A 766-nucleotide genomic window follows, 5' to 3' on the forward strand; every position below is an offset into this window, starting at 1 on the left:
TCTTGGTAGACGTGAGCGCAGCATCGAGCACCCGCCTGCGGATCGAACGGTGCGCAGAGACGAAGGAATGTGAATGATGATGACGAGTGGCTCAGAAGCACGCTCCGTGCCTCCTGTCGACGTTTCAGCCATGGGCGGCGAAGATCTTTTCCATCTCGACGGTGTCTCTTTGGCGTTGGCGGCCGAACCCTGCTTCAGCCTTTGAACCTGACGCTTGCGCCGCGACGCATTGTCGGTCTGATCGGTCACAACGGCTCTGGGAAGTCGACGCTGCTCAAGCTGCTGGCCAGATAGCAGCCTCCGGCCGCCGGCACCATCCGCTTCGAAGGCAAGCCGCTGACGGAGTGGGGTGATCGCGCCTTCGCGCGCAAGGTCGCCTATTTGCCTCAGGCCACGCCCGCCGCCGCCGGCATGCTGGTGCGCGAACTGGTCGCGCTCGGGCGCTATCCATGGCATGGCGCTCTTGGCCGCTTCGGGCAGACCGATCGCGAAAAGGTCGAGGAAGCCATGAAGCTGACGGATGTCGCCGGCATGGCCGACCGGTTGGTGGATACTCTTTCGGGCGGCGAGCGCCAGCGCGTCTGGCTTGCGATGCTCGTTGCCCAGGACGCGGAGTGCCTGCTGCTCGACGAACCGATCTCCGCACTCGACGTTGCCCATCAGATCGAAGTGCTGTCTCTTGTCCAGAGCCTCAGCCATGCAAGAGGCCTCGGCGTCGTCGTCGTGCTGCACGATGTCAACATGGCCGCCCGCTTCTGCGATCACA

General features: G+C 63.7%; 1 protein-coding gene and 1 pseudogene. Both read left to right on the forward strand.

Features of this window, described 5'->3' with window-relative positions; all coding sequences use genetic code 11:
- Nucleotides 1-73: 73 nt before the first annotated feature.
- A complete protein-coding gene (locus tag HGP17_RS33985; RefSeq protein ID WP_281412813.1) occupies nucleotides 74-205 on the forward strand; it encodes a hypothetical protein in 132 nt (43 codons plus the stop codon).
- A pseudogene (locus tag HGP17_RS33375) lies at nucleotides 190-766 on the forward strand (ATP-binding cassette domain-containing protein); the annotation flags it as partial. The gene HGP17_RS33985 and the pseudogene HGP17_RS33375, both read left to right, overlap by 16 nt.

It is taken from the genome of Rhizobium sp. P38BS-XIX, assembly GCF_012641435.1.
Taxonomy (GTDB): domain Bacteria; phylum Pseudomonadota; class Alphaproteobacteria; order Rhizobiales; family Rhizobiaceae; genus Rhizobium.